At 45.9% G+C, this 25,800-nt stretch carries 25 protein-coding genes; 1 reads left to right on the top strand and 24 read right to left on the bottom strand.

Going from position 1 to position 25,800, the window contains the following annotated elements; translation table 11 throughout:
- Positions 1 to 7: 7 nt before the first annotated feature.
- The 23 genes from fabZ to ACHAL6_RS11235 form a co-directional block, all read right to left on the bottom strand.
- The gene (gene fabZ, locus ACHAL6_RS11125) at positions 8 to 439 is read right to left on the bottom strand and encodes a 3-hydroxyacyl-ACP dehydratase FabZ (protein WP_395270780.1); all 432 of its coding nucleotides are present in this window, start codon (positions 437 to 439) and stop codon (positions 8 to 10) included.
- Entirely contained in the window at positions 436 to 924 is a 489-nt protein-coding gene (gene accB / locus ACHAL6_RS11130; protein WP_395270743.1) for an acetyl-CoA carboxylase biotin carboxyl carrier protein, read from the bottom strand. The genes fabZ and accB overlap by 4 nt, the downstream gene beginning before the upstream one ends.
- The gene (gene fabF, locus ACHAL6_RS11135) at positions 925 to 2,151 is read right to left on the bottom strand and encodes a beta-ketoacyl-ACP synthase II (RefSeq protein WP_395270744.1); all 1,227 of its coding nucleotides are present in this window, start codon (positions 2,149 to 2,151) and stop codon (positions 925 to 927) included. It abuts the gene before it with no gap.
- Between the two features lie 11 nt (positions 2,152 to 2,162).
- Positions 2,163 to 2,897 (bottom strand): 3-oxoacyl-[acyl-carrier-protein] reductase, encoded by a 735-nt coding sequence (gene fabG / locus ACHAL6_RS11140; protein WP_395270781.1) that lies wholly within the window; start codon positions 2,895 to 2,897, stop codon positions 2,163 to 2,165.
- Positions 2,884 to 3,834, bottom strand: a complete 951-nt coding sequence (locus ACHAL6_RS11145) for an ACP S-malonyltransferase (protein WP_395270745.1) — start codon at positions 3,832 to 3,834, stop codon at positions 2,884 to 2,886. The genes fabG and ACHAL6_RS11145 overlap by 14 nt, the downstream gene beginning before the upstream one ends.
- 19 nt (positions 3,835 to 3,853) lie before the next feature.
- Positions 3,854 to 4,777 (bottom strand): enoyl-[acyl-carrier-protein] reductase FabK, encoded by a 924-nt coding sequence (gene fabK / locus ACHAL6_RS11150; protein WP_395270746.1) that lies wholly within the window; start codon positions 4,775 to 4,777, stop codon positions 3,854 to 3,856.
- 11 nt (positions 4,778 to 4,788) lie between these two features.
- Entirely contained in the window at positions 4,789 to 5,013 is a 225-nt protein-coding gene (gene acpP, locus ACHAL6_RS11155; protein ID WP_395270747.1) for an acyl carrier protein, read from the bottom strand.
- 62 nt (positions 5,014 to 5,075) lie between these two features.
- The gene (locus ACHAL6_RS11160) at positions 5,076 to 6,041 is read right to left on the bottom strand and encodes a beta-ketoacyl-ACP synthase III (protein ID WP_395270748.1); all 966 of its coding nucleotides are present in this window, start codon (positions 6,039 to 6,041) and stop codon (positions 5,076 to 5,078) included.
- Positions 6,042 to 6,333: 292 nt separating this feature from the next.
- On the bottom strand, positions 6,334 to 7,656 hold the full coding sequence (locus ACHAL6_RS11165) for an O-antigen ligase family protein (RefSeq protein ID WP_395270749.1): 1,323 nt from the start codon (positions 7,654 to 7,656) through the stop codon (positions 6,334 to 6,336).
- A 141-nt stretch (positions 7,657 to 7,797) separates the two neighbouring features.
- Positions 7,798 to 8,172 (bottom strand): YbaN family protein, encoded by a 375-nt coding sequence (locus tag ACHAL6_RS11170; protein ID WP_395270750.1) that lies wholly within the window; start codon positions 8,170 to 8,172, stop codon positions 7,798 to 7,800.
- A 135-nt stretch (positions 8,173 to 8,307) separates the two neighbouring features.
- Complete coding sequence (locus tag ACHAL6_RS11175; protein WP_395270751.1) at positions 8,308 to 8,604, bottom strand: hypothetical protein; 297 nt, start codon at positions 8,602 to 8,604, stop codon at positions 8,308 to 8,310.
- Positions 8,605 to 8,733: 129 nt separating this feature from the next.
- The gene (locus ACHAL6_RS11180; RefSeq protein ID WP_395270752.1) at positions 8,734 to 9,489 is read right to left on the bottom strand and encodes a MerR family transcriptional regulator; all 756 of its coding nucleotides are present in this window, start codon (positions 9,487 to 9,489) and stop codon (positions 8,734 to 8,736) included.
- Positions 9,490 to 9,579: 90 nt separating this feature from the next.
- On the bottom strand, positions 9,580 to 10,290 hold the full coding sequence (locus ACHAL6_RS11185) for a hypothetical protein (protein WP_395270753.1): 711 nt from the start codon (positions 10,288 to 10,290) through the stop codon (positions 9,580 to 9,582).
- Positions 10,291 to 10,523: 233 nt separating this feature from the next.
- Positions 10,524 to 11,384, bottom strand: coding sequence for a metallophosphoesterase (locus tag ACHAL6_RS11190; RefSeq protein ID WP_395270754.1), 861 nt, complete (start codon positions 11,382 to 11,384; stop codon positions 10,524 to 10,526).
- Positions 11,385 to 11,405: 21 nt separating this feature from the next.
- The gene (locus ACHAL6_RS11195; protein ID WP_395270755.1) at positions 11,406 to 12,203 is read right to left on the bottom strand and encodes a CAP domain-containing protein; all 798 of its coding nucleotides are present in this window, start codon (positions 12,201 to 12,203) and stop codon (positions 11,406 to 11,408) included.
- Between the two features lie 139 nt (positions 12,204 to 12,342).
- Complete coding sequence (locus ACHAL6_RS11200) at positions 12,343 to 13,350, bottom strand: hypothetical protein (RefSeq protein ID WP_395270756.1); 1,008 nt, start codon at positions 13,348 to 13,350, stop codon at positions 12,343 to 12,345.
- A 5-nt stretch (positions 13,351 to 13,355) separates the two neighbouring features.
- Entirely contained in the window at positions 13,356 to 13,694 is a 339-nt protein-coding gene (locus ACHAL6_RS11205; RefSeq protein ID WP_395270757.1) for a PadR family transcriptional regulator, read from the bottom strand.
- 100 nt (positions 13,695 to 13,794) lie between these two features.
- Entirely contained in the window at positions 13,795 to 14,499 is a 705-nt protein-coding gene (locus ACHAL6_RS11210) for an MgtC/SapB family protein (RefSeq protein ID WP_395270758.1), read from the bottom strand.
- Positions 14,500 to 15,455: 956 nt separating this feature from the next.
- Positions 15,456 to 17,483 (bottom strand): penicillin-binding transpeptidase domain-containing protein, encoded by a 2,028-nt coding sequence (locus ACHAL6_RS11215; RefSeq protein ID WP_395270759.1) that lies wholly within the window; start codon positions 17,481 to 17,483, stop codon positions 15,456 to 15,458.
- Between the two features lie 36 nt (positions 17,484 to 17,519).
- A complete protein-coding gene (locus ACHAL6_RS11220; protein WP_395270760.1) occupies positions 17,520 to 18,410 on the bottom strand; it encodes an aminoglycoside phosphotransferase family protein in 891 nt (296 codons plus the stop codon).
- Between the two features lie 188 nt (positions 18,411 to 18,598).
- Entirely contained in the window at positions 18,599 to 20,254 is a 1,656-nt protein-coding gene (gene hcp, locus ACHAL6_RS11225) for a hydroxylamine reductase (RefSeq protein ID WP_395270761.1), read from the bottom strand.
- 345 nt (positions 20,255 to 20,599) lie between these two features.
- Positions 20,600 to 21,082: a flavodoxin family protein gene (locus tag ACHAL6_RS11230; RefSeq protein WP_395270762.1), complete on the bottom strand. Its 483-nt coding sequence runs from the start codon at positions 21,080 to 21,082 to the stop codon at positions 20,600 to 20,602.
- A 27-nt stretch (positions 21,083 to 21,109) separates the two neighbouring features.
- On the bottom strand, positions 21,110 to 21,670 hold the full coding sequence (locus tag ACHAL6_RS11235; RefSeq protein ID WP_395270763.1) for an HDIG domain-containing metalloprotein: 561 nt from the start codon (positions 21,668 to 21,670) through the stop codon (positions 21,110 to 21,112).
- 245 nt (positions 21,671 to 21,915) lie between these two features.
- Between ACHAL6_RS11235 and ACHAL6_RS11240 the strand changes: the two genes are divergently transcribed.
- Positions 21,916 to 23,148, top strand: coding sequence for an aminopeptidase (locus ACHAL6_RS11240; protein WP_395270764.1), 1,233 nt, complete (start codon positions 21,916 to 21,918; stop codon positions 23,146 to 23,148).
- Between the two features lie 112 nt (positions 23,149 to 23,260).
- Here the strand turns inward: ACHAL6_RS11240 and ACHAL6_RS11245 are convergent, their stop codons facing one another.
- The gene (locus ACHAL6_RS11245; protein ID WP_395270765.1) at positions 23,261 to 25,783 is read right to left on the bottom strand and encodes a VWA domain-containing protein; all 2,523 of its coding nucleotides are present in this window, start codon (positions 25,781 to 25,783) and stop codon (positions 23,261 to 23,263) included.
- Positions 25,784 to 25,800 lie beyond the last annotated feature (17 nt).

Genomic DNA, 25,800 nt, shown 5'->3' on the forward strand with positions numbered 1-25,800 from the left:
GTATCACCTATCCTAACATGAATATTAGTTCCGCTTCGCAGACCAGAGCATCTCCTACGTATGCTTTTCCTTTTCCTTTTCCATAGGAACTTTTCAGTCTGTCTATGGTCACTTCCAGTCTCAGGGTATCCCCTGGAACCACCTGTTTTCTGAACTTCACATTATTGAGTCCGCCGAAAAAAGGGGTCTTGTCTTTATTCTCCTCCATGGACAGGATGCTGTATCCTCCTGTCTGAGCAAGGGCTTCCACAATAAGCACCCCTGGCATCACCGGATACTCCGGATAATGTCCCTTGAAGAATTCCTCATTGTAGGTCACATTCTTTATGGCCGTGCAGCTCACTCCCGGTGTCACTTCTAGGATTCGGTCGATGAGCAGAAACGGAGGTCTGTGGGGCAGCACTTTCTTGATTCCGTTGATATCTATATAGTCCATTATTCCTCCTCCAGCAGAAACAGCACTTTCCCGAAGTCCGCCATGTCTCCGTCAGAGAGCAGCACCTTTCTTATGATGCCGTCATGACTGCTCTTGATCTCGTTCATGATCTTCATGGCTTCCAGAATGCAGAGCACATCGCCCTTCTTCACTTTCTGTCCCGCTTTCACGAAAGGCTCCTCGTTTTCGGAAGGCCTGCTGTAGAAGGTTCCTACGATGGGTGAAAGGATTTTCTGATAGTTCTCTTCTGAAGCAGCGGGTTCTTCCTGAACGGCTTCGCCTCTCTGCTCATTTTTTCTGTCTTCTTTTTCCATTTCCTGCATGAGACTTCTTTTCGGTTTCGTCTCCGTGTAAGCCGGTGCGGAGACCTCTTCGGCGCTTCCCAGTCGTCCAGCGGAAAACTCGTCTCCCTTGAGCTTTACACTTAGGGTGGTGAGATCCGAGGCTTCGAATTTTTCAAGCAGCAGCAGGATATCGTTTAACTCCATCTATTTCCCCTCCCATTTTTTAAAGAGAAGCGCGGCATTGTGTCCGCCGAATCCAAGGGAATTGGAAAGAACATAAGTCAGTTCCTTTTTCAGTCCTTCTCCAAAGATGATATTGGCTTCCACATCAGAATCAAGATTACTGGTTCCGATGGTATGAGGGATGTAGCTCTCCTCTATGCTCATAAGAGAAAGGATCGACTCCACCGCGCCTGCCGCACCCAGAAGATGCCCGGTCATGGATTTTGTGGAGGATACAGGAACTTCTCTGCCAAAGAGATTCACAATGGCTCCTGACTCCAGTCTGTCGTTCATAGGTGTGCTGGTTCCATGGGCATTGATGTAATCCACTTTTTCAGGAGTGATGCCCGCTTCCTCCAGCGCCTTCTTCATGGCCATATAGGCACCTTTGGCTTCAGGGTGAGGGGCAGTGATATGGTACGCATCGGATGTGCTTCCATAACCCACCACTTCTCCGTAGATTTTCGCGCCTCTGTTTATTGCGTCTTCCAGGTTTTCCAGTATCAGAACTCCGGCGCCTTCTCCCATGACGAAACCTCTGCGGTCTGCATCAAAGGGAATGGATCCCTTCTCTGCATCCTCTGTTTCGTTCAGCGCCTTCATGTTGGAAAACCCGGCTATGGCCATAGGGGTGATGGATCCTTCGGTTCCGCCTACGATGGCCGCCTTCGCATAACCATGCTTGATGGCGCGATAGCCTTCTCCGATGGAGTGTGACCCGGAAGCGCAGGCGCTGACAGGTGCAAAGGAGGATCCCATGGCTTTATGACGAATGGAGATTTCTCCTGCAGCCATATTCACGATATTCATGGGAATGAAAAACGGTGACACTCTTCCAGGCCCCTTCCTGATATAGGTTTCCAGGTTGGACTCCATGGTTTCAAGACCACCGATGCCTGAAGAGATCAGCACACTGACCTCAAAGGGATCATATACATCAGAAAGACCTGCGTTTTTCACCGCTTCCTCCGCTGCCACCACCGCCAGCTGAGTGAATCTGTCCATTCTTCTGGCTTCCTTCTTTCCGATTTTCTCGGATAGATCGATGTCCTTCACTTCCGCTGCCAGATGGGCTTTGAATTCAGAAGCATCGAATCTTGTGATGGTGCCGATACCGTTTCTTCCGGCAAGCAGACCTTCTTTCACTTCTGCGCAATTATTTCCTATGGGTGAGATGATTCCCATCCCCGTTACAACAACTCGATTCATATTTTCTCCTCCTACATGCTCATGCCGCCATCGACAGCAATGACCTGACCTGTGATGTAGCCGCTTTCTTCACTGGCCAGAAAGTAGGCCAGCTGGGCAATGTCTTCCGTTTTTCCGAGCTTTCCGGAAGGGATTTCACCTAGAATGCTCTCTTTCACCTTATCGCTTAACACATCCGTCATTTCCGTTTCGATGAAACCTGGTGCAATGGCATTACAGGTGATGTTTCTCTTGGCAAGCTCTTTCGCCACGGACTTGGTCAGTCCGATGATCCCTGCTTTGGAAGACGCATAGTTCACCTGACCGGCATTTCCCCGAAGTCCCACCACGGAGGAGATGTTGATGATTCTTCCGTATCTCTTCTTCATCATCACACCGCCGGCAGCTTTGGTCATGAGAAAGCTTCCTGTAAGATTCACATCGATGACGTTTCTGAAGTCCTCCGCTTTCATGCGAAGCATCAGGTTGTCCTTGGTGATGCCCGCATTGTTGATCAGCGCTTCGATGCTTCCGAAGGTCTCCACGGCTTCCTTCACCATTCTGTCCGCATCTTCAGGGACGGATACGTCACCCTTGAGGCAGAGGAAAGTGGTGTTCATTTCCTTCAGTTTCTCCATGAGTTCCACGGGTTCCTTCCTGCTGTAGTTCAGGACCACATTCCAGCCTCTTTCCGCAAAATACAGAGCGCAGCCTGCGCCGATGCCTCTGGAGCTTCCTGTGATCATTACTGTTTTATTTTCCATTATTCTTCTCCTTCAGTTCCTTCACTGTCTGTTTGAAGTCCTCTACACTGTTGATCATATATACACGACCTTTCAGCCTGTTCTGCTTCACAAGGGATCCCAGCGCCTTGCCGGGTCCCAGAAGAATGTGCACATCCTCCTCTCTACTGTCGAGCCTTTCGAGGCAGTCACGGAGCTTCACAGGATGGTCGATGTGCTTCGTCAGAATCTCTCTGTAGTCCTCTCCACGCTCATAAAAGTCTCCTTTGTAGTTGGAAAGCACGGAGATCTCAGGATCATTCAGGGTGAAGTCCTTAAGATACTCCTGAAAACGGAGAGCCGCTTTTTTCATCAGCGGAGTATGAAAGGCACCTGACACAGGGAGATAGGTGATTTTCTTTCCGCCCAGTGCGCGGATTCCTTCTTCGAATTCCGCTTTCTTCTCTACTTCTCCACCCACCACAGTCTGCTTGGGGGCATTGTAGTTGGAAATGGTGACCCCTGAAATTTTATTAACCGCCTCTTCCACCTGTGCTAGGTCCATGAAGGATACTGCTGCCAGAAACCCTCTGGTCTCTTGTGCAGCTTCCTGCATGAGATCCGATCTTCTTCTTAGGATCTTCAGCGTATCAAGAGGATTCAGCGCTCCTCCATAGGTCAGCGCGCCGTATTCACCGAGACTGAGTCCCAGCGCGTGATCCGCCTCGACCCCTTCCTTCCGGAGGAGAGAAGCGATGCCGTAGCTCATGGTGAAGATGGCGATCTGGGTGTTCTCCGTTTCAGAAAGTCTCTCTTCATCCTGTAGTATTTCCAGAAGATCCACGTCGCAGACGGAGGAAGCTTCCTCGATAAGCGACCTGTACTCTTCGTATTCCTTATAAAAATCCAGTCCCATGCCCGTAAACTGGGCACCTTGTCCTGGAAACATCAGATTGATTTTCATATTCTCACGGGCAGCCACCTGGTGCCGCTCCTCCTCTTTACTCATAGGATATGTATTTCGAATCCGTCAGCAGTGTCTCAATGAGTTCTCTGCAGGTGCCTTTCTTCTTCACAAGTCCTGCAATCTGACCGGACATGAAGGATCCCTTTTCCAGGTCTCCCAGAATCACGGACTGATAGAGTGAGCCTCTGCCTAGGGCTTCGAATTCTTCAAGGCTTCCACCGTTTTTTTCCAGTGCATCCAGTTTTCTTGTCAGTTTGTTGCGCAGAACCTGCACAGGATGTCCTGTGAATCTTCCGGTGACGGTGACATCAATGTCTGAAGCTTCCAGTACCAGATTCTTGTAATTCTCATGGGCTCTGCATTCTTCCGCCGGAATGAAGTAGGTTCCCAGCTGAACCCCTTCCGCACCCAGAGTGAAGGCCGCGTCCACACCTCTGTGGTCTGCAATGCCTCCTGCTCCGATGACGGGAATGGAGACTGCATCTGAGACCTGAGGCAGAAGCACCATGGTGGAAAGTTTCCCGATGTGTCCTCCCGCTTCATTTCCTTCTGCTATGACTGCATCCGCACCCAGCTTTTCCATCTTCTTAGCCAGAGCAACCGATGGGACCACCGGAATCACTTTGATTCCCTGAGCGTGGAATGCTTCAATATATTTTCCCGGATTTCCGGCGCCTGTCGTCACACAGGCGACCTTCTCTTCCAGAACCACTTTGATGACTTCTTCCTTATGGGGACTCAGAAGCATGATATTGACCCCGAAAGGTCTGTTTGTCAGTTTTTTCGCTTCCTGGATCTCTTTTCTTATGATTTCACCCTCAGCATTTCCCCCTGCAATGATCCCCAGTCCCCCTGCTTCGGATACGGCAGCAGCCAGTTTCCCGTCTGATAGCCATGCCATGGCTCCCTGAAACACAGGGTACCTGATGCCTAAGAGCGCACATATTCTGTTTTCCATTGTTGCACCTCTTACGCTTCTTTTGCAGTACTGATATACTCGACCACATCTTTGATGGTTTTCAGCTCTTCGGATTCTTCTATGGTGATGTCAAATTCCTCTTCCAGCTTCATGACCAGTTCCACCAGGTCCAGAGAGTCAATGCCCAGTTCCTCGAAATTGGACTCCATTGTGATCTCTTCTTCTCCCAGTGTAAGTTCCTCTACTAATACCGCTTTTACTTTTTCAAAAATCATGATGATTCCTCCTAAAAATTTTTTCTATATTATTTATAATGATAGCTTTGTGAATCGGGTTTCTAGATGTTCCACTCTAAATAGACAGCACCATAGGTAAGTCCGCCGCCGAACCCTACCAGGGCCAGCTGATGTCCGTTTTCCAGTTTTCCGGACCGGTTCAGCTCATCCAGCGCAATGGCAATGGATGCGGAAGAGGTATTCCCAGTATTCTGGATGTTCACATAAAACTTGTCCATGGAGATGCTGAGTCTCTTCGATGCCGCTTCGATGATTCTGATATTGGCCTGATGGGGAACGATATGATCCAGTTCCTCCAGATCCCCTTTCCCTCTCAGAACAGCCGCTTTAAGGGCTTCCGGAAGGATGTTCACCGCGAATTTGTAGACCTCTTTGCCATCCATATGTATGAGCTGTGGCGCTGTGGAACCTTTTTCGATGAGATTGTTCACCGGGAAATCCCTAGTATGGAGGCAGGCGCCTTTCGTGCCGTCCGCTCCGGATATGATTCCTCTGATTCCGTTTCCCTTTGCAAGTACTGCCGCACCGGCACCGTCTCCGAAAAGCACACAGGTGGACCTGTCCGTGAAATCCGTGATCTTTGAGAGCACTTCACTGCCGATGACGAGAATATGGTTGATATGATCGCTCTTGAGCAGTCCTTCCGCCACTTCCAGTCCATAGATGAATCCGGTGCAGGCTGCATTCAGGTCCAGACAGGATGCATTGGAAGCACCCAGTTTATCCTGTATATAACTGCTGGTGTTGGGTACCAGAGAATGCGGTGTCGTTGTGGCCACGAGAATGTAATCCACCTCTTCCGCCTTCACTCCTGCGTTTTCCAGCGCAGCAAGCGCTGCGATATATCCTAAATCTCCTGTATTTTCCTGCCCATCGGACAGATGTCTCTCTCTGATTCCGGTACGTGCTACGATCCACTCATCTGTGGTGTCCACATATTCTTCCATTTCCTTATTTGTCATAACACGTTTCGGCAGGTAACTGCCTGTTCCTATTATTCTAGCCACAAATGAATCCTCCATTTTGATTTGATTCTAAAAATATTTGACTCTCAAACTATACAACCAGAAATCAACAGACTCAATCCGCATTAAAATGAGATTATCAAACTCATGCTCAATACATCTCGATTTTACGCCGTTTTTCAGCTATATGCTATTTTTCTGATTTTAAAGATATTATAAGATTTGACCGAAGCACTTCAAAGGGTCTGATTTACTCGTTTTCAGCACTTTTCACGATTCCCGCAATGAAAAAAGACACTTCGAAAAGTGTCTTCTGGTGCCCTGATGCGGCGGATTATATAAGGTGTTTTTCAGGCAGAGATACTGGCTTCTTCTCTTCCATGATGGCAGTTTCGGATGTCACAATACCGAGGTAAACGAAGAAAATGTAATATACCATGACCACCTGGATGTTGAAGAATGCCTGAGTCAGATAGCCGATGATCGCCGCCAGAAGTGGGACATAAGCTTCATGTTTCTTCAGATTCCTCATACCCTTCTTCAATGCGAAGAACAGAAACCCGAGATAGGCCAGGAGTGAGAAGACACCGGAGGAAACCGCTACATTGAGGTATTCATTATGGGCTTTATCCCAGTTCTTGTATTTTCCGAAATCTGACGTGATCTGTCCTCTGAAATACATCTCCATGGCCAAATACATGGTATCCAGACCGAATCCGAAGAATGGTCTCATGCGAATGAGCTCCATAACCTTCCCCCAGATATATACCCTGGAGGATCCTCCCAGATAGGCTGTCTCCTCTTCCCTGATGATGCTGAAGAAGTCGGTGAATATGGAAAGAAATCGTGAAGCAAAGATGTTTCCTGAAGTAAACACGAATAGCACGAGGATTCCGATGCTTGTCAGAAACACCATCAGCACTTTCTTCCATTGGGTTCTGGTAAATCCGCTCCGGTAATGATGGAGTGCAAGAAAGGAAACAAGAGCAAGGAAGGCACCGATCCACGACCCTCTTGTTCTGGTTGTCAAAAGCGCCAGAAACAGAATGGCATAAGCCAGGAGTCCTGACTTCTTTCCTTTATAAAAGTAGAGATAGATGGGTATAGGAATGGAGAGCACAAGATAAGAGCCCAGAAAGTTCGGGTTTCCCATGGTGGCAAAGGAGACTCCTACCCATTCCAGTGCATACAGCTCCAGCGGTACCGGATCCAACTCGTAGAACTGTAGAACAGCATATAGAGCGATCAGAACCGAGGTGACGGATACGATTGGAAAAAAGAGCTTTTCAATATTCTTCGCATTCCTGGCGATCAGGTAGGCAAAGCAGTATGTGATGAACGCCAGAAAGCCGTCATGACGATATCTGGACCCCAGGATGGAGATCTGGGGATTCAGTGAGAAGAACAGGGATAGGAGAACCAGTATGAAATACCCTGCCAGGAAGCGGTTCTCTAAGGTGTCTTCCAGGAAGGTGATCTGGTCACGTCTTCCTATGGACAGACACAGGAAAACCAGGGAGATGCAGAGCAGAGCCAGGAGCTTTGTCCTGGCTGTTTCAAGGGTTCCATCAATGGGTATGACGATGAGGGGCACTACCCCGATGAGCAGATAGAGCAGAAAATTATTCACTTTGGTTGCTTCGATGTCTCTCTTCATAGTTCCTCCAAAAATTCATGAAATACATTCTACTCGTATTATACTAGATTCCGTAATGTTTTTTATCGTGTTATGCTATTATTCTGATAATTTTAAGGTAAAATCAAGGAGACACACCGTAAAGATATGTCTCCTTTGTATTTAGCCTTTCACAGGCTCTTTGATGGTCTTGATGCGGAAGAAGAAATAATAGTATAGAAATACGATCATTCCCGCCATGAAGATCTTTCCGTATTTATTGGGCATGGCCAGAAAGGATAAAAGCATCATGGATGTGGCGAAAGTAAGCAGTGAAGCTTTTGTCTTTATCGTCATGGCTCTGTTTTCATAATAGGGCTCCAGATGCTTCTTGTAGAGTTTCGTCGAAGTGAACCAGTCATTGAATCTGTCAGACCCTCTGGCGAAACAGCCGGAAGCAAGGAGCAGAAACGGTGTGGTCGGTAAAACCGGGATGAACGCCCCGATGGCTCCAAGCCCGAAAAAAATAAAACCCAGGGTTATATAGATCACTTTCAAAGGGCAGCCTCCTTCCCTGTATTGTACAGCTTAAAATTCATTTTTCAGTATGCCATAACTGATAAATATTGTCAATTAGAAAAGAATCAGGTCTGCATCATACAGACCCGATCCCTTTCTTCATTTTATTCATCTTTAGATTCTTCTTGTATGATCATCTCCGACGGTTCTCTGAAGCTCCGCCAGACGATCCAGTCCCTCTTCGTCCACGTTTCGTTTTCGCTTCACATCATATATACCTTCCAGTTCGGCAAGTTCATCCTCGTACATTCTTACCCTCTCTGTGAGATACCTGATCTTCTTCTTGAGCAGCTTTATTTCCTTGCTGGTATTCTTGGGTTCTCTGTTTTTGAGATCTTCCCATTTTTCTCCCAATGCTTCTTTTTCTCTTGCGTCATCCTCTACTCTGGTGGTATCCATGTCTTTATTCATATGCGGGACACTGTAATCGCGTCCACTCACCTCCTTGAATATTTGCAGATGTTTCTGATGTTAGAAACAGTATACTACATGAGGATAACGTGCATAGAAACATTCTATGAACTCTTTCTTAATCTGCGTCTATCTTGTGAAGACTTCAATGGTGTCCCGCAGAAATTCCGCTGCCCCCTCTTTCTCCTTGTCATAGTATGCCTTGAATCTTTCATCATCCACATACATCTGTGCAAGGCCTCTATGGGCTTCCCTGGAATAGGTCGGCCAGTAGATGGAGATCCACTCCTTATGAAGTCTGGCCACTTCCTGAGCTTCTTCAGAGGAAGGATCTTTTTCTTCCATGGCCGCATAAAGTTTTCCCAGGATTTCCTGTGCCAGTCTTTCTGCTTTTTCATGGGTTTGCTGAGACTGCTCCGCATATTTCCGGTTGGACTTCTCTACGACTTCTTCGCCATATTTCTCTCTGATTTCCTTTCCGTACTTCTCTTCGTTGATCTTCAGGTTCTTTTCTTTCAGTCCTCTGAACTTCTCCGTATCTTTCATTGTGATCATTCCTTTCGTATCTGATATGCTCTTATCGATGGTTTCCAGCATGAGATCAATCTGCTTTCTTTTTTCAAGGAGTTTTTCCTTATGCTCCTTCAGCGTCTTCTCCCGATCATAATCGGATTCATGGAGAAGGTTCGTGATCTTTTCCAGGGGTAAATCGAACTCTCTGTAGAAGAGAATCTGCTGCAGCTTGTTGATCTCCTCTTTTCCATAAATTCTATATCCGCTGGAACTGATTCGGCTGGGAGAAAGCAGGCCGATTTCATCGTAGTACCGAAGCGTCCTTGCACTTACGCCCGCCATCTTGCTGATATCTTTGATCGTATATTCCAACTCATCACCTCCATAATCAGGATATACCTTAACGTAACGTCAAGGTCAAGCATTATTTCTGAAAAAAATAAAAAGACCTCAGTTGAGGTCTCAGAGCGCCATGATCAGTAAAACAATCACCGCTACAGGTGTGAAGAACCATGAATACTTCTGCATCTTCCGATACATGGCTGGAACTTCGATTTCCCCCTTGTATCTCAGATTCTTGAGCCGGAAGAAGAAATCAGGAAAGATCATATCCGTGATCATGGACAGCACGATAAGCCCTGCGAAGATCAGCATGGTCAGATTTCCGCGATATCTTTCATTCAGACGATTCGCTATAAGCACCAGCAGCATCGGATCCGGATTCACTTCATTGTAGGTCTCATCCGGCACTGGTCTGTAGGTGTAGTAGGTAACGGTTTCCCCTTCAGAGTTCGTCATAGTTCCGTCTGCCAATGAGAGGTTCCCGCTGTAGATCAGCGTATTCTCTGCATCAAAGACACGGATCACTTGCCCGTCTGAAGTGGACTCCACCACATATTCCTTTTCATTCCCATCCAGGGTCACTTCCACAAGCTTGTCTGCCTGACTCATTCTGGTCACCTTTATGGATGTCTTTCCGGCATCGCTTTTCCCTGTATACACAGAAGAAAGGGAGTCAGAGACTTTACGGTCTTCTCTCAGAAATGATCCGTAGTAATCCACTCCGGTCTGGAAGAAGTTCCCCAGGTAGAAATAGAGCAGGATCAGCGCTGCCATGACCATCGGAATGATCAGCAGTTTTCTATTTTTAAAATTCAAATTCAATTTATCCATACAATTATCCTTCATTTATTTACTAACAACTTTATTATTATAGCACAGGTTTACACTTTGTTAAATCTTTTAATTCCGTTTCATGATAGTAGAGTGATATCCTCCTTGATTCCGCGTTTCATCATAATGGATGCCCCTTAATTTCTGCTGAAATTCCATACCTATAGATGCTGTCACGGAAAAAGAACAGTCAGCGCATCTAAGACGCCGACTGTTCCTCAAAGAGTTCTATTTCATCTGATGTTCTGCGTTTCACTTTCTTTTCTCATGAGCCTGACCACATAGATTGCAGGCCTGTTTATGATTCTCAGCTTGATCCCCCCGATGCCCGGACTTACAATGATTTTCTTGTTTCTTTCCTCATAGACCCCTCTGGCATACCTGGGAAAGAATGTGCGGTCCGGTGAAAAAACGCCTCCAGTTACAGGCAGTCTTACAAGGCCGCCATGCACATGCCCTGAGAAAACGAGATCCGTTCCATACTCGGCATACACAGGAAAATACAGCGGATTATGGGCCAGCATCATGGTAAACCCCTTGTGAAGCGGTCCCAGACTTTTTTTCAGAGATTCCTTCGTGAGGATCTCCTTCCCTTGCGCATCATAGGTGTTTCGAAGATACCTGCGGGGAAGACGCAGTCCGTAAAGTGCCGCCTGGTCTCCTTTCCGTTCCAGAAGAACCTTCTCATTTTCAAGATGCCTGATGCCGTTACGGCGCAAAAGTGAAATGAACGCTTCCTTGTCTTTTCCATAAAGCTCATCTTCATGATTCCCGTCCACATAATAGGAAGGATACTTATGGGACAGCCCTTCAATAAGCATCTCAAACTGTCCTTTTTCAAGACTTTGTCTGCTGATCATATCTCCGGTATAGAATATGGCATCCGGATTCAGTTCCAGCACTTTACTGATCAGTCTGCTGTTTCCTCTTCCATACCTGGTGTTATGAAGATCGGAGATATGAAGGATTCTGTATTCATGAAACCCCTTCGGAATGTTTTCCGAAGAAACTTCAATCTCCTTCACAGCGAATGTATAGTTGTCAAAATAGTAGCGTAGTGCTGCCACGAGCAGCAGCGCAATCATGATTTCCATATGTGTTCCTGTTTCCTTCTGCTAATTTCCGAAATGCTGGGTTCCAAGGAGCACCTTGTATCCTTTGAAATAGGATCCGGACTCCGTGGCACGGACGACACCGATCCCGATGTATTTATGAATCGGACTCAGCATCTGCTTGTTATGGCCATCGGAGTTCTGCCATCCTGTGAATAGTTCTTCCGCATGGATACTGGTGGAGAAGGCCGAATTGGAGACAAAGGCAAGATTTTCTCCGATTCCACTGTATTTCAGATCCAGTTTTCTCCAGAGGAGATAATCAAAGGGTCTGTTGCCAAGATTCGGATTATCATGGCTGAAATAATCATACTGCAGCATGGCCAGGGATTTATACCGGGCGGACTGGGACAGATCCTCTCTTCTCTCCAGGGGATGCAGATCATATTCTTCTCTGTAGGTATTGAGTCTTTCCAGAATGTAGTCTTCCGATTCCACATCAAACGCATAGTCATAGCGGTAAGGGATTTCTCGGAAGGCTTCTTCCATGCTTCGGCTGACATAGTCCATATCAAGAGCTTCATGGGCCAGTCCTTCGGACTGGACATCTTCTGGCTCTTCTATTTCATCTGCAGGTTCTTCCTGCAGCAGATTTTCAATATACTCCGTGACATTTTCAATCACTTCATCCAGTGAATCTCCAAGAGTATCGAAGAATTCGTTGGCTTTCTCTTCAAACCTGTTGATAGACTCTTCCACGACGTTCATCTGCTCCTCCAGGTCTTTTCCGCATCCTGTCAGGAGGACGCCTGTCAGGAGCAGAATCAGCAGCAGAGGATATCTTTTACTTTTCTTCATCATGATCTCTTCCTCCAGTCAGATTATTTGCAGTCTTTGTGATTCCATTTTAGTCCAATTATATTAAGAAAACATGAAAGGCCTCTGAACAATTGCCTATATATAAAAAGAAAGCCTCCTGAAAGAAGCTTCCTTTCGTTCTTTACTTCAGTTTATCTGTCTTGGCAGTCACCTTTCTGAAACCGTAATACAGTGAGGTTCCGATTTCAAGGAGTGTGGCCAGCAGGACCACTGCCATAATGCCCTTGACGGCCAGCTGCACATTGAGATCCAGACTCATTCCGGTCTTGTCTAGTACTCCTTCGAGAAATTCGATGAACCCTCCGGCAAAGAGATTCTCATTCGTAAGTACAAGAACCGTGACCCCCAGATTCACCAGCGCATCCACTGAAGAAAAGATCCCGAGCAGTTCGTTCCATCTTCCGTAGATCAGCTTCAGTATGGACACCAGTATGCTCAGCGCACCGGAGAAGAGAATCATGAACTTGTATCTCATAATGACGTCTTCGTTGAAGATTCGTATGGTGTCGCTCCGGGTATAGACCGCAAAGAGTTCATTTCTGTATACAAAGAGGTACAGGAAGACGATGGTGAGAATCATCGTAATGACCATCTCCACCTTGGAAATCTTCTTCCGCTCCAGATTGGGAATTTCCTTCAGACTGGATACCGTAAAGGGCTTATCCATGGAATGAAGCACTTCATCCGTGGAATCGGTCCTTTCTATGATCACAAATACCACGGTTACCCAGAAGATGAAGCCTACGAGCACAGAAAAAATCGTGGTGAATCCGCTGACAATGAGCTGTACAACGCCTCCAATGGTGGAAATGCTGCCTACTTCCGTGATGAGCTCCAGTGTGAACGTGATGAATCCTATGATCACTGCAGCAAGCGCGACAATCTTAAGCACTTCCAGATACAGATGATAGACCTTGGGGCCGATGATATAGTGTTCACTGCCCATGTAGGACAGGGCAAGCTTAAAGGGACTGCCCATTTCTTCCAGAGTTCTGACGATGTTTTCTTCACTGTGGTCCTGCCCGAGCATATCATAGATATTCGCTCTCAGTTCTTCTGAGATTTCCTTCCGGTCTTTCTCCGGCAGATACTTCACGACAGCATAGATGTACCGGTCGATATGATTCATTTTGATCAGCCCTCCCTCAGAATACTTTGCATTACATCCACTGATTTCTTCCATTCCTTCTTCAGAAGTTCATAAACTTCTTCTCCGAATGAACTCAATTTATAGTATTTTCTAGGTCTTGCTTCCTCTGTGCTCCACTGACTGAGAAGAATCCCCTGTTTTTCCAGTCTTCTCAGAAGAGGATACAGCGTGTTTGACTCAATGGGCAGCTGCTCCTTCACCAGTTTTTCCAGAAGGGAATATCCGTATTCAGGTTCCTTGAGCTGGCTCAGCACGGCTAACGTAACGGTTCCACGCTTCAGTTCCACCAGAAAGGTGTTGACTAGTTCTTTTTTTGCTTCCATATTTATCACCATCTTTATTATACTGTATGTCACACAATATAGTCAATATAATACTATGTGGAAGGCAAATAAAAAAATCTAGACTTTCGTCTAGATTTCCTTATTGCTCATCCACGTGTTCTCTGATTTCCAGGATATTGTCATTATGCGCCAGATCTCTAATGACCTGGAGAATATTGAGGGATCTTGGTAAATTGATCGTATAAATGCAGCTTTTCACCCCATCCATGGCATTGGTCATGAAATGAATATCCACCACATGGATATTCTGTTTTTCAAAATACTCATTGATGTAGTCCACCGCTTTTGATCGCTTGGCAAAATCCACATCAATCTTCATGTTTGAATCACCATGGAAAAGCTTGTTCTGGATTCTCTTCAATGAAATCAGAACAAGTACACAGATGACCAGTGCTGCCAGGCTGATTACATAATAACCGTAACCTATGGCAAGCCCCAGTGTTGCCACGAGCCAGAGAGTTGCCGCTGTCGTCAATCCTTTGATGGATCCTTTGTTGTGAATGATGGTACCCGCTCCCAGAAACCCGATTCCGCTGATGACCTGAGCGCTGAGTCTACCGTAGTCCGCTCTCAGGATGTCTTTCAGATTGGGATTGATCAGTACTCTACGAATGATCTCCTCATTCATGTTCACCTGGATCAGAGAAATAACCGCCGCACCGATACACACAAGAATATGGGTCCTGAAACCGGCCGGTCTGTTCTTGTACTCTCTTTCGTAGCCGATGGCTCCTCCAGTAAAGACAGCAATGGCGAGCCGTAATAAGATTTCTTCATAGGCCATTTCGCTCACCTCTTATTTATAAACTAATCCTTATTATATCTCATCCATTTGTGAATGTAAACATTTACTTGTTAAACATCACTAAATTAATGCGAAAAATTAATATTAAAAATATTCCCGGATTTAATTATCCCCTGCTGTTCTCCTCTTCTGGAGCATGCACTCCAGAGGTGTAATCGTCAGGATTCCTGTTTCTTAGGATGCTCTTTCCAGCACCCTGAAGTTACTTGACGCTTTAAAGAACCCGCAGGTGAGGATCCAGAGGGTCCTCGTTACTATCCCTCTGAAAGTCCTGAGATATGATGAGACTTTCATACGAAAAACCGAAAAATCAAGCCTGGGCTCGTAATAGTTAGAATTTTCCATCTTTTATCATTTAACCTGTTTTAACTGGCATATAAAGGGTTTTCCGGCCCCCGGATTTCTTGATAATACAGTGGATTTTCACTACAATAAAAGTACGAAGAGGTAGACCTTTATCAGAGAATCAAGTGATAATCGATAACAGACATACAGCTTCGAGAATTCTCCAAAACAGTTCAGATTCCATTTTTATACAGTTCATACGAATCACTATCTTAATGGATCAAGACTCAATTGGAAGGATTCGCTGGGTAACTTAATTGCAGAGTCTCGAGTCTATAAGTTGATACTTGAAACGTATCGTGGATAGGCAAGAAACGGTTAAGTTATACCAAAAAAGAAAGGAGTGTACCATCATAAGTACACCAACAAACCAGACTCAGCTAGGATGGATATTCAAATAATCAATTTACTTTATGTTTTATTCTGTGAATTGGTTAAGAGAATGCCATCCTAGCGCTGTTATGCCATAGTTGTGAGACTTTCATACTCATGTCTCATTTTTGATAGTAGAAGAAAGGATGCAGGAATGCCTTTGGGGCACCTGCATCCTTTCACGTGTTCATCCAATTCACTTTATGAGGTCCAGCTGATCAGTCATAATTCACTATGAAATTTGTTACCAGCTTCACTGGAACAGAACTTCCTCCTCTTCCCTTCACGTCTTCCACCATCATGGTCGTAACATAGGGATTGACTTCATCTCTGTCGATGACGGAAAACCAGCCGATTTCCGCTTTATCTGCGGCGGGACCGATTTCCGATGTTCCGGTCTTTCCTGCCAGGGATCTGCCTGAAATGTAGGCATCGTGCCCTGTCCCCTGGGGTGATTCTACAGCCTGGGTCATATAGTAAAGGACCTGGTCTGCCGCTTCTTCACCGATGACCGCTTCGGAAACCTGCACTTCTTCATCCATGAACAGTTTCAGTGGCTTCATTTCTCCTTTGTCTGCCAGGGCTGTATAGGCTTTGGGCAGCGTCAGAGCGTGGAAGAGAACCTGTCCCTGACCGTAGCCTGAATCCGCCAGAAGCACTTCGGAGCTGATTTCTCCATCATTTGAGATCTGTGAAGTTTCAAATCCGAATCCGTGCTGCGTTTCTTCACCGATTCCGAACTTCTTCATGCCTTGAAGAAAGACTTCTTCCCCCATATCCAGGGCCATCTGCGCAAAGAAGATGTTGTCGGAATAGATGAACGCCTTTTCAATATCCACAGGCGTGCCCGGGTCCGTCACTCTGGTCACGTAGTAGTTTCCCCAGCTTTCATCCGCCTGCCACTTTGTGCCGCTGATGTCAATCTCCTTGTTCAGATCCAGTGCACCATTCTCCAGAGCGATGGCTGCCGTAAGAGGTTTTATGGTGGACCCTGGTACATACAGCTTTGTGAAACGGTTCAGCAGCGGCTTCTTCGGATCATTCAGAAGCAGATTGTAGTCCTCCTGAGTCTGACCCAGTATGAATGCATTGGGATCATAGGAAGGTGCGCTTACAAGGGCTTCCACTTCTCCACTCTTGTAGTTCACGACACTTGCCGTGCCCATTTCGCCCGTCATCTGATCATACAGCGCCACCTGTTTGTCTATGTCGATGGTCAGGATCAGATCCTTTCCTTTGTTGTTTTTGAACGTGGAGAGAACTTTCTTGACCTCTCCATTTCGATCCAGCAGAGTGACTTCCGTACCCATCTGTCCCCTCAGCTCTTCCTCATAGAGAAGCTCAAGTCCTGCACGGCCTACTCTGGTATCGATGGGGAAACCCAGGGGCTCCATTTCCTTGTACTCTTCAGCGTTCACAAGTCCCAGATACCCCGTAAGATGTGCTGTAGCGTCTTTGTAGGGATAGACGCGGTCTTCTATGACTCTGTAGATGATTCCTGTAAAACGGCTCGTCAGGCTATCCACGATGGCTTTGTCTTCCATGGAGACCTTGACCATGTCCACAAAAGTATCGTCTCTCACCCAGGAAAGTCCCAGTCGCTTTCGGATATATTCTTCCGTAAGGTCAAGGCTTTCCGCCATGACCTTGATGGCTTCATTCTTCTGTGTGCCGAGTCTTCCTGGGACCATGCCCACCCATAGCACTTCACCGTTCACAGCCACGGGGTTCATGTTCCGGTCAAAGATTTCGCCTCTCAGCGGAGGCACTTCTCTGGTTACGATCTCATCCCCGTTTTCATACTCCGGATAGATGAGTCTTGTATCGTGAGAGATTCTGTAATTTTCATTCCCTTCTTCATCTTCTTCTCTTACTACGCTCACATCCAGACTGTACTTCATTTCCTCTGCTGAACTTGTGAGAATGATGTCCATGGGAATTCTCGTGGATGCTCCTCCCATGATTTTTCTTTCCATATCGAAGGTTTCCATTCTGCTCACCATCTTCGCATCGGTGATGGGCACGGATTCATAGATGTTCTCGTAGACGGCGACATATTCCTCTTCTGTGATGGAAGCCTTGCTTCCAGCATCAAGAAGATCATACATCTTTTCAAAATCCTTTGATTCAAAAGCTTCCATATATCCATAGAAGGTTTCCAGAGGATCATGTGTCACTTCTTCATCACAGGCGCTCAGCATGAGCACCAGGGGTATCATCACTATAATCAATAATAATTTCTTCATTTGTTTTCCTCCTCATGATATACAATCACGCTACTCCTACCAGCCAATGAGTTCTCTATACCACTTGGGTATGGGTGATGATCTGTCGGCATAATCGTCCAGCGTATGTTCAATCATATTACGGATGAAATCCATACTGTCAGGGGAATGTTTCAGTGCCCAGGAGATGGATCCCACCGCATTGGTCACTGCATAGAGCTTCAGAAGATGCCAGAACTCCATGGGTGGAACCCCTTTGAAATACCCATGCAGCAGTCCCTTGGAGAACTGGGGACTGAAACTGGAATTCATGGTCATCCGATCAAATTCTTCATAGGGGTCTCCGAAGTCATATCGATTGAAATCAATGATATGGACGATGCCTTCCTTGAGAATCATGTTTCCGATATGGTAATCCCCATGAAGAAGCACCGTGGGCCGCTCATCGAGGAGATGCCTGCTTTCTTCAAGATACGGGATGTATTCCTCCAGATTCGTCATCCGGATGGGACCTTCCCTGTAGGCTCTGATTTTTTCTGTGATTCTTCTGTTGTACCTTATTCTGACCTCTTCATGGTCGGCTTTCTCCACTTCATGAATGCTGCAGAGCAGAACCCCTGCCTGAATCCCCATGTCATACTGCAGAATCGGATCCAGTCTTCCGATAGCTTCCTTAAGATCCTCTCCTTCCACATAGCTGTAGAGGATATAGGTATGTCTCTCATCCAGGACACCGTAGGAAACGGGCCTGATGAGCTGTTTCATGGGTCGTATGGACCCTATGGTCTGGAATTCCTCTTTCTGCTTATTCAGGGATTTCTTCTCGCTGATTCGCAGGGTGAATTTTTCATCTCCACGAATCAGCAGATATTTTCTATCTGTGGACCACCCTTTATCAATGGGCTCCACTATATATTCCGGGAACAATTCTCCGATTTTCTCGATCATAAACGCCTCCTTCCTGACCCGTCTGAATTCTGAAGGTACCTGATACTTCTATTATAACATCCATTGATACAGATGATTCTGAACGTTCTATGATAATTGTGTCTGTCTCAGCGCATCATAAAACAGCCTCAGGCTTTTCTTCCTGGGGCTGTTTCATGATAAGGTTTCGTTATTCTTCTATCGTTTCATCAGGCGAATATTTCAGCCAGGTCCTCTTCCGGTGTCTTGATCGGTTTCAGATCATAATTGTCCTGGAGGAACTTCAGTACATTCGGTGTCACAAAAGCCGGTAAGGTCGGTCCAAGTCTGATGCCCTGTACGCCTACAAAGAGAAGTGCCAGAAGATCCGCCACGGCTTTCTGTTCATACCAGGTGATGATGAGAGATAGAGGCAGATCGTTCACAGTGACACCCAGCTTCTCGGCAAGACCTGCAGCGATTCTGATGGCGGAATAACTGTCATTGCACTGTCCCACATCCAAAAGTCTCGGGAATCCTGCGACTTCGCCGAAGTCCAGTTTATTGAATCTGTATTTGCCGCAGGCAAGGGTCAGGATAATGGAATCCTTAGGCGTCGCCAGTGCAAATCTTGTATAGTAGTCACGGTCCGGCTTTGCTCCGTCGCATCCGCCGATGACAAAGAAATGGGAGATCTTTCCTTCCTTCATCGCTTCCAGAATCTTGTCGGACAGGCCTAGGGTCGTCTTATGACCAAATCCCACCAGAATTTCCTTCACAGGTTCGTCTTCCAGGAATCCGCCCAGTTCCAGCGCTTTATCAATGAGTTCGCTGAAGTCCTTCGTTCCATCCTCTTTCTTTGGAACGTGTTTGATGCCTTCCCATCCCACTACGTTGGTGGACCAGATCCGGTCATCATAGCTTTTCATGGGTCTCATGAGACAGTTTGTGGTCATGAGTATGCATCCTGGAAGGTTTGAGAATTCCTTCTGCTGATTCTGCCATGCTCCACCATAATTTCCCACCAGATGAGGATACTTCTTCAATCCCTCATATCCGTGGGAAGGAATCATTTCGCCGTGGGTATAGATATTGATGCCTTTCCCCTCTGTCTGCTGAAGAAGCATTTCCAGATCTCTCAGATCATGACCTGAAATGACGATGAACGGTCCCTTCTTCACATTGACATTGACCTTATGCGGGGTTGGAGGTTCATAGGTTTCGTTGTTGGCTCGGTCCAGTGTTTCCATGACCTTGTAGGAGGCTTCACCGGTTTCCAGTAGAAGCGCAATGTTCTCTTCCAGGGTCAGGGTATTGTCTGTGAGCTTATCCAGCGCTTTCAGAACAAAATCTGACACTTCTTCATTCTCATAGTTGAGAAAACGCGCCTGATGCGCATAGGCTGAAATTCCTTTCAGTCCCAGCTTTATGATTTCTCTGACACTTCTGATGTCCTCGTTGAGGTCCTCATCAAAGAAGATCCTCGCTCTTGTGGTATCTTCCATGATCTCCTCATAGGTATCGCGAAGCATGTAGGCCGCTTCCGGATTCATGAGGTCACCGTTGAATCTGATTCTCAGTTCATCTTTGATCTCCTGTGATTTTCTCAGCTGACTGAGATGATCCTTCGGGTCGAAGTTGACGTTTGTCAGGGTCATGAAAAGCGAGTCCTCGATGAACTCGATGAGCGTCGGCTCGAGGGTCTGCCCTATATCCTTCAGTCTGATGGCATAATTTGAGATGCCCTTCAGCTGATAGATCAGAAGATCCTGCATATTCGCTATTTCCGCAGTTTTACCACACACACCCTGGATGGTGCAGCCTGTTCCCTTGGCAGTCTGCTCACACTGGAAACAGAACATTTTTGTTTTCACACGTTCGTCCATTCATACATCCCCCTTGTTGATTTATGCTCTTATGATATCAAATAGAAATCTTCAATTCATCTGTAAACGATTAATTTAACGGAATCATAACAAATTCGGCGGTTTTCGATATCTGATTCACAAAGGTTCTGCGCTATAAGAGAGCCATCAGGAGCTGATTTTCTCTTTAAAATGATCATTCTTTCATCATGTCATAGTATGCATTGCAGATGACGATACAGCTGGAATGTTCCTTACAGAGGATACAGGAAATCATGGCGAAACAGACCCTAAAATAAGCAAAAACCGGGATCAGTCCTCCCGGTTCTGTGGTCTCATAGATCTTTCAGATCATGTAATGATTGTTTACAGTTCATCCCAGCGGACTTTTCCCATACGATCTTTGATGGCTTCATCCCCGATATAGACATTCATGTTCCCACCCTGCATGGCATAGGTTTCTTTTATGACGCCTCCGCTTTTACGAACCAGATTTCCGGTGAAGTCATGGACCTTCACACTGTTTTTGAGGTCTTCCGATGCCTGGAATGTGACGATATAGACTTCCTTTCTGTCAAACTTCGTCAGCGGATTTCGAAGGAAGGCATTGATGGCCGGCACGGACTTTCCTGCCCATATAGGAAACATGAGATAGACACGGTCCGCATCTCTGATTTCTTCCCAGGGTTTCCCCGTAAGTTTTGAGGACTTTCTGAAGAATGCCTGAATCGCATTCCCCTTCTTTTCCTCTTTCAGTTCTACAAGTCTGGCATCCAGCTTTTCTCTCAGAAGCTCTGCAGCTGCTCTTGTGTTGTTCGAATGAGAATAATAGACAATCACTGTATTCACTTTTTACCCCACCTTTTCCATTTCGTATTACTGTCCGGCGAAACCTAAGTCCTCCGCCACGGTTTTCATGCCTTCGATTGTATGCCCGATGACTTCATTAAGCTCCATATCGATCATTTCACAGCCCTGTAATACCACTTCCCGGTTGACACCGGCAGCGAATTTGGCCGTCTTGAATTTCTTGAGGACCGATTTCACTTCCAGATTATGGATGTTCCGGTCCGGTCTCATGAGTACTGTGGCTGTAATGAGACCTGTAAGCTCGTCTATGGTATAGAGCACCTTCTCCATATAGGATTCCGGCTTCACCTCAGTGCAGATGCCATAGCCGTGACTTTCAATGGCTCTTATGAAGGGCTCATCCGCCTGTTCTTTCTCCAGGATTTCTCTGGTCTTCACGCAGTGCATCTCGGGATATTTTTCATAATCCAGATCGTGAAGGAGTCCGATGTTTCCCCAGTACTCCACATCCTCCTCGTTTATCTTGGCGAAATACTTCATCACCGCTTCCACCGAGTAGGCATGTTTCAAGAGCGAGTCGCTTTCATTGTATTTCTTCAGCAGTGCCAGAGCTTCATTTCTTTTCATCTGTTCTTTCCCCCTGTTTCCTGTTTCATACTTCAATGATATAATCATAACGCATTTTTCAGTTTTTCCATAGAATAATCCGTTATTTTCCACTGTAAACAATTACAGATTTACAAATTTCAATCCTGTCTTTTTCCTGTTTCATGTTTTTAGGACAGTTTCACTCCTTTCATTTTAAATTGAGAAGCGATGTGATAAAATTTATCTATTGGTATAAAACAATACGATACAATGAGGAGGACTACATGAAAGACTTAAAACCTTACTTGGAAAAATATGCGAAACTTGCCGTGCAGGTAGGTGTGAATCTGAAGGAAAAAGAAGGTCTCGTGATCACTACAACCACTGACGGGCTTCAGCTCTCAAGACTCATTGCCAAGGAAGCCTACCTGGCAGGCGCAAAGCATGTGGAACTGGTTCTGAACGATGATGAGATGACCCTCATGAGATACAAGTACGGGAAGGACTTCGTCTTCGAAGAATATCCACAGTGGAAAGTATCCAACACCAGAGACATTTATGAAGACAACTATCATCACTGCTTCGTGATCTCTCCGAATCCGGAGCTTCTGAAGGAAGCGGATCCGGAAAAAGTGAAAACCAGCCAGAAAGTGGCCAGCCAGGTTGTGGCTCCTGTGATGAAGTACAGAATGACGGGAATCACCAAATGGGTCATCGTGGCTGTGCCATCCGTCGGCTGGGCCAAATCCATATTCAAGGATGAGCCGGATGAAGTGGCTGTGGAGAAGCTATGGAACTACATCATCAAGGCTACCAGACTGGACCATGAGGATCCAGTGAAATCATGGGAAGAGCACAATGCGAATCTCAAGAAGTATGAAAGCTTCCTGAACGATGCAGACTTTGAAAAAGTGCTTCTGAAAGGACCTGGTACGGATCTTGAAGTGTACCTGGCAGAAGATCACAACTGGATCGGCGGATCCAATGACAGCAATGAAGGTGTTGCCTACATGGCGAATATCCCTACAGAGGAAGTATTCACCACACCGCATGCCTACAAGGTCAATGGAACACTGAAAGCAACCAAGCCGCTCAGCGTCAACGGAAACCTTGTGGAGGATTTCGGATTCACCTTCAAAGACGGTAAGGTCATAGACTTCTATGCCGAAAAGGGATATGAGACGCTGGATAATCTCATGAAGAATGATGAAGGTGCTGTAAGACTTGGTGAGATTGCCCTTGTACAGGATGATTCACCTATTTCCAACACCAAGATTCTTTTCAACAACACTCTCTTTGACGAGAATGCTTCCGTACATTTCGCTTTAGGCAGAGCCTACGGCTATGCCATCAAGAACGGCACCTCCATGAACCAGGAAGAACTGGATAAGAAAGGCGCAAACTTCAGCCTGATCCACGTGGACTTCATGGTAGGCGGACCAGAGCTTGACATCACCGCCTACAAGAAAGATGGAACCGAAGTGGTACTGTTCAAGAACGGAAACTGGGTCATCTAAAAATCATCTGCACAACCAGAATTCACCAGCTGAATTCCGGTTCGCACAATTCTGATCCGAATTTAAAACCGCCCGCTCTTTTCGAGCAGGCGGTTTTCATTTTACAATTATTTTAGAACTTCCCGTCCAGTATGTTCTTGCCTTCGTCCACCGGAAGTTTTCCTTCCCATGCGGATTCATAACTGAATCGATATTCTCCAGAGACGAAGTCCACCTTTGCATCCACTTCATGGCGGATGAGGATGGTGCCATTGATCATGAGAACACCTGGTTCTGTCGTTCTTACGATGACTTTTGGTGGTGATATTCTGTTCTGGCTCTTATAGCCGTCCATGAATTTGAATCTGCTCTTCTCCACCAGTTTCTCGAAAATCAGATCATATTCATATCTGCTGCCTGGAATGTAATAATCAGCTGTGTCTTTTCTGCTGTCACTGAATGTCACAACCACCTTAGACTTCCCTAAGGAGGATAGATCCAGTTCACCTGACTCCTGTGCAGTGTCTGCTCCATCCAATCTACCATAGGACAGTTTCCCGGTGACATGATAGAGCTTTCTGAAGTTTTTCTCATACAGGACTTTACCGATGAACAGGAAAAGCAGAAGCAGTGCAAGTGCCGACAGTAGCACACCAAGAATCAGCATCATATTCTCTCTGAGTTTGCTTAGAAGTCTAGCTGTATTGGTGGTCACAAGGACCTTCATTTCAATGGATGTATCTGAAAGGCTGGTGAGTTCATTACTTACTTCAAAATTCACCGGTACCATCACTGGTACACCGTCAGCTTCAATGGCTGGAGTAAAGGTAAGATTCATATTCTTTTTTTCCATGGGTTCTAGAATAACTGAATCCGTGCTTAATGTACCATATTCTCCATCTGTGGCGATACGCACTACTTCTCTGTAGGGCGATGTGCTTTTAAAAAGCAGCGTAAGATCTGCATTTTCACCTTTGATGAGTTCAAAAGAAGTCTCTTCGGCATTTATGGTTACTACACCAGGTGGAAGCACTTCTGTTTTGCCAAGATTTCTTTCCAGAATGAAAAGATCTCCATTATAGGTTCCTCTGGCGCGAATGATGATATCCTGTATTCCCAGTTCGTCAAAGTTCAGTATTCCGCTGAAAATGCCATCTTCCGCTTTCACATCTCCATTTTCAATTACACCATCATCCATAAGTGGCGTTACAGCCTCTTCTCCACCCTCGTTTTTCTTCACCAGTTCATAATAATCCAGTTTCAGTTCATCTGAAACTTTGAGATTGGTGGTAGCCAGCGTGAGTGTACTGGATACGATTCTATTTTCTCCTTGGACATAGCCTATTTCCGGCAGTACCAGGTCACTTTTTATGACTGGAAGAAGTTTTACACTTACGGTCACAGATGTGGCAGCAATAACCTCTTCTCCGCTTCTTACAGAAAGATTGATTTCATAGCTGCCTCGGGTACTGGTGTCTTCAAAGACTCCGAGATACTCTTCTCCCTCTTTCACGAAAGTCATAGGCTGCAGCGTCTGTTCTCCGTTGATGAGTACTTCTCCTTCCACCAAGAGATCATCACTGGTGGTTCCTGTGAGATATGCTCTCACTTCCAGTGGTTCACCTATGGGATGGAGTGAATTATTTAAAGGACTATTGATCCAGATCTTCACAAAGAGATCTTTGGTCCCCATGATTTCGACAGAGGCATTACCCGTGAGCTTCATCTGCCAGGCACCGGTTGTTTCCTGTGCACTCTGATTGATGGTAGCTAAGGTGTAATTCTCAGTTTTTACAAGTTTCAGTCCATCTCCTGGTTCTTTCCCTTCTGGTGGAACGAATTCCACTTCCATCGGGCCACCTGAATTTCTGATGACAAAGGTCTCCTGGGAGACGAATTCATCCATGGTGAAGTCTATCAGTTTTTCACCCGTCACTTCTTCAGAGAGATTCATGAACTCGTTTCTGTTTTTCAGCTGGCTGATGATATTAAAAAAGGCCACCGCCACATCAGATGATTCGTTGTACACATTGGATGTACCAGTGGTTTCCAGTGCCAGTCTGTCCATGACTTCTGAATTCAGTGTGCCAAGGCCTACTGTATGCACAGTATATCCGGCAAGTCCTATTTCTTTTACCTTGCCCCAGAAGGACTCCATATAACCTTCCATGAAACCAGGTTCTTCTCTTCTGGCAGCATCGGGATCCGGGTCACCATCTGTAAGAAAGATAATCACTTTATTCAGATTCTCTTCTTCAATGCTTTCCATCTGACGAAAAGCCAGATCAAAGGCTTTCAGGTAATCTGTGTTTCCAAGGGCTTCCAGATTGCCGGTGACTTTATTCTTCAGTACATCCTTTCCCACATCTCCTACCAGAGCCATGGGCTGAATTTCTTCTGCCTCATTACTGAATGAGATGATACCAAGATGATCTTCCGGACTCAAGAGATCAACCAGAATATTTGCTGCGGTTTCTCTCATTAGATTGGGATCTGTAGAACTCATGCTACCGGATTTATCAACGATGAGTGAAATTGCTACATTTTCCAGTGATTTAACATCATCTGCATGGATCTTAAACGCATTGAAATTCGTTATATTAAAAAAGAGGAAAAAAAGCAAGAGTAACGCAGTTCTTCTCGTTGTTTTCGCCATTTTTCCCACCTCCAGAT

This window comes from Proteiniclasticum sp. C24MP, from assembly GCF_043951855.1.
Classification (GTDB): Bacteria; Bacillota; Clostridia; order Clostridiales; family Clostridiaceae; genus Proteiniclasticum.